This is a genomic window from Dietzia sp. CW19, assembly GCF_014145265.1.
In the GTDB taxonomy this organism is placed as follows: domain Bacteria; phylum Actinomycetota; class Actinomycetes; order Mycobacteriales; family Mycobacteriaceae; genus Dietzia; species Dietzia natronolimnaea.
Genome location: NZ_JAALEE010000253.1, coordinates 1 through 3,885 on the forward strand (window position 1 = coordinate 1; position 3,885 = coordinate 3,885).

4 protein-coding genes are annotated in these 3,885 nt (G+C 70.2%); all 4 read left to right on the forward strand.

What is annotated here, in order from left to right; translation table 11 throughout:
- The first annotated feature begins 52 nt into the window (after window positions 1–52).
- A complete protein-coding gene (locus G6021_RS08250; RefSeq protein WP_179525539.1) occupies window positions 53–1,684 on the forward strand; it encodes an AMP-binding protein in 1,632 nt (543 codons plus the stop codon).
- 122 nt (window positions 1,685–1,806) lie between these two features.
- Window positions 1,807–2,592: an electron transfer flavoprotein subunit beta/FixA family protein gene (locus G6021_RS08255; RefSeq protein WP_179525538.1), complete on the forward strand. Its 786-nt coding sequence runs from the start codon at window positions 1,807–1,809 to the stop codon at window positions 2,590–2,592.
- Between the two features lie 51 nt (window positions 2,593–2,643).
- Window positions 2,644–3,594: an electron transfer flavoprotein subunit alpha/FixB family protein gene (locus G6021_RS08260; RefSeq protein ID WP_179525537.1), complete on the forward strand. Its 951-nt coding sequence runs from the start codon at window positions 2,644–2,646 to the stop codon at window positions 3,592–3,594.
- Window positions 3,595–3,696: 102 nt separating this feature from the next.
- A partial coding sequence (locus tag G6021_RS08265; RefSeq protein ID WP_347238933.1) for an aminotransferase class V-fold PLP-dependent enzyme occupies window positions 3,697–3,885 on the forward strand: 189 nt, incomplete at its 3' end.

Below are 3,885 nucleotides of genomic sequence, written 5' to 3' on the forward strand. Positions count from 1 at the left end.
TCGTGACCACCCGCGACCAGTTCGACACTTCACGAGAGGCGGACCATCCGCGATGACAGCTAGCTCAGGACTCGACACCGCTCTCACCCCGCTGAGCTTCCTGGAGAAGGCCGCTCGTGTGTTCCCCGAGGCGACCGCGGTGGTGGACGGCCCCCGCCGCCAGAGCTACGCGGAGTTCGCCGATCGCGCCACGCGGCTGGCCTCACTCCTGCGGATGCGCGGGGTCGCCCGGGGCGACCGCGTCGGGGTGCTCGCGCCCAACTCCGCCGAGGCGCTGCTCGCACAGTTCGCGGTCCCGCTCGCCGGCGGGGCGGTGGTGGCCCTCAACACCCGCCTCGCGGCCCCGGAGGTCGCGTACATCACCGAGCACGCCGGGATCTCGGTGCTCATCGCCGACGCCGGTCTCCTGGCCGGGCTGGGGGACGAGGTCCCGGAGTCGATCAGTCTGATCCTGGTGACCCCCGACGCCGACGGCACCCAGCCGGACCCGGCCCGCTTCGGTCCCCGCGCCGAGGCGCTGGAGGAGGGTCTGGCACTGGCCTCCCCGCAGCCGGTGTCCTGGGCGGTGGAGGACGAGGACGCCGTGATCGCCGTCAACTACACCTCGGGCACGACGGGGCGCCCGAAGGGCGTCATGTACACCCACCGCGGTGCCTACCTCAACGCCCTCGGGGAGATCATCACCCAGGGACTGGACGCGGACTCGCGCTACCTGTGGACGCTCCCGATGTTCCACTGCAACGGGTGGTGCACGACGTGGGCCCTGACCGGCGCGATGGGCACCCACGTGTGTCTGCGCGCCGTCCGGGGCGATGAGATCTGGAGACTGTTCGACGACGAGGGGATCAACCGCCTCGCCGGCGCCCCGGCGGTGTTGAGCACGATCGCCGACGACCCGGCGGCCCGGCCGGTGACGGGGATCCGCATGGTCACCGCCGGCGCCCCGCCCTCGCCCACGATCCTGCGACGCTTCGAGGACCTGGGCATCGACGTGACGCAGGTGTACGGGCTCACCGAGACCTACGGGCCGTTCACGGTGTGTACGCCCCAGCCCGACTGGGCGGACCTGGACCCGGACGAGCGTGCGGGTCTCAAGTCCCGTCAGGGCGTGGCCATGATCCACGCCGACACGGTCCGGGTGGTCGAGCGGACCAGCCCCGGCGAGAAGCACCTCGTCGACGTCCCGGCCGACGGCGTGACGATGGGCGAGGTCGTCATGACGGGCAACGGCGTGATGAAGGGGTACTTCGCCGACCCCGAGGCCACGGCGACCGCGTTCGCCGGGGGTTGGTTCCACTCGGGCGACCTCGGCGTGATGCACCCGGACGGGTACGTGCAGCTGCTCGACCGCGCCAAGGACGTGGTGGTCTCCGGCGGCGAGAACATCTCCACGATCGAGGTCGAACAGGCGATCGCGGCGCACCCCGACGTGGTGGACTGCGCCGTGGTCTCGATGCCCGACGAGAAGTGGGGTGAGCGTCCGAAGGCGTACGTCGTGGTGAAACCCGGTTCCGACCTCGACGAGGACGGTGTGATCGATCATTGCCGGACCAGGATCGCCCGGTACAAGGTGCCCGGTGCGGTGGAGCTCACCGAGGCCCTGCCGCGCACCTCGACCGGCAAGGTCCGCAAGAACGAACTCCGTGACGCCGCGTGGTCGGGGTGGGACAAGCGCATCAACTGACGGCCCCGCTCCTGCAGGGTGGGCCCGGGTGACGTTATTGTTGTCCCCAGGACCACAATCCGGTGCGCCCGGCCAGTTCGGATCGCACCCAGCCCCGACTCGCAGGAGGTCGACGCAGGCCCATGACGAACATCGTCGTACTGATCAAGCAGGTTCCGGACACCTACTCGGAGCGCAAGCTCTCCGATGGGGACTTCACCCTGGACCGCGAGGCCGCGGACGCGGTCCTCGATGAGATCAATGAGAAGGCCGTTGAGCAGGCTCTCCAGATCAAGGAGGCCGAGGGGGGCGAGGTGACCGTCCTGACCGCCGGTCCCGACCGCGCCACCGAGGCGATCCGCAAGGCCCTGTCGATGGGCGCCGACAAGGCCGTCCACCTCAACGACGAGGCGCTCCACGGCTCGGACGTCGTCCAGACCGCGTGGGCCATCGCCAACGTGCTGGGCACGATCGAGGGCACCGAGCTGGTCATCTGTGGCAACGAGGCCACCGACGGCCGCATGGGCAGCGTCCCGGCCATCATCGCCGAGTACCTGGGCCTGCCGCAGGTCACCCACATGCGCACCCTCGAGGTCTCCGGCGGGACCATCAAGGGTGAGCGGGAGACCGACGAGGGCATCTTCGAGATCGAGGCGTCGCTGCCCTGCGTCGTGTCGGTCGGAGAGAAGATCAACGAGCCGCGGTTCCCCTCCTTCAAGGGCATCATGGCCGCCAAGAAGAAGCCGGTCGAGGTCCTGACGCTGGCCGACACCAACGTCGAGGCCGGCCAGGTGGGCAAGGACAACGCGGCGACCACCGTCACGTCGTCGGTCCCCAAGCCGCCGCGCAGCGCCGGTGAGAAGTTCACCGACGAGGGCGAGGGCGGCAACGAGGTCGCCAAGTACCTCGTCGCGCAGAAGCTCATCTGATCGCGCTCACCCCGACCGACTCCCACCAGTCTTTTTCAAGGAGAATCCACCATGGCTGAAGTCCTCGTCGCGGTCGAGCACGTCGACGGCGAACTCAAGAAGGTCACCCTCGAACTGCTGACCGCCGCACGCGCGCTCGGTGAGCCGTCCGCCGTCGTGTTCGGTGAGACCGGCACCGCCGCAGCGCTCACCGACGCCCTCAAGGAGGCCGGCGCGGAGAAGATCTACGTGGCCGAGGGCGACGCGGTCCAGAACTACCTCGTCACGCCCAAGGTCGACGTCCTCGCCGGGCTCGCCGAGCAGGGCGCGGCGGCGATCGTCCTGGCCGCCACGTTCGAGGGCAAGGAGGTGGCGGGTCGCCTCGCGGCCCGTACCGGTTCCGGCACCCTGTGTGACGTCGTCGAGATCAAGTCCGACGGGTCCGCGGTCCACTCGATCTTCGGTGGCGCGTTCACCGTCGAGGCGACCGTCGCCGGCGACACGCCCATCTACACCCTGCGCCCGGGCGCCGTCGAGGCGTCGCCGTCCGCCGGGGCCGGTGAGGTCGTCGAGGTCGACGTCCCCGAGCCCGAGAACGCCGCCAGGGTCATCTCCCGCAACCCGATCGTCGGTGGCGACCGTCCCGAGCTCACCGAGGCGACCGTCGTCGTCGCCGGTGGTCGTGGCGTGGGTTCGGCGGAGAAGTTCGAAGAGGTCGTCGAGCCGTTGGCCGACTCGCTCAAGGGTGCGGTCGGTGCCTCGCGCGCCGCCGTCGACTCGGGGTACTACCCGGGTCAGTTCCAGGTGGGTCAGACCGGCAAGACCGTGTCGCCGCAGCTGTACATCGCCCTGGGGATCTCGGGCGCCATCCAGCACCGCGCCGGGATGCAGACGTCCAAGACGATCGTCGCCGTGAACAAGGACGAGGAGGCCCCGATCTTCGAGATCGCGGACTACGGCGTCGTCGGCGATCTGTTCAACGTCGCCCCGCAGCTCACCGAGGCCATCAACGCCCGTAAGTGAGTTCGGCGCGACAGCGCCCGGCAGTACCGACCGGACCCCGGCACCCCTGCGGTGCCGGGGTCCGGCGCGTTCGGGCGTATTCTTGCCGACGTCATGCTCACGATCCGCACCGCGCACTATCTCGACCACGCCGCGACCACCCCGATGCGCCCGTCGGCCCTGGCCGCCTATGCCGAGGCGGCCGCCACCGTCGGTAACGCCTCGTCCCTCCACGGAGCCGGCCGCCGCGCCCGTCGCCGGGTGGAGGAGGCCCGCGAGTCACTCGCCGCGCATCTCGGGTGCAGGCCCTCC

Bases quoted from the DNA above. Each gene is read 5' to 3' on its own strand.
- G6021_RS08250 (WP_179525539.1), top strand. From the start codon at position 53: ATGACAGCTAGCTCAGGACTCGACACCGCTCTCACCCCGCTGAGCTTC.
- G6021_RS08255 (WP_179525538.1), top strand. From the start codon at position 1,807: ATGACGAACATCGTCGTACTGATCAAGCAGGTTCCGGACACCTACTCG.
- G6021_RS08260 (WP_179525537.1), top strand. From the start codon at position 2,644: ATGGCTGAAGTCCTCGTCGCGGTCGAGCACGTCGACGGCGAACTCAAG.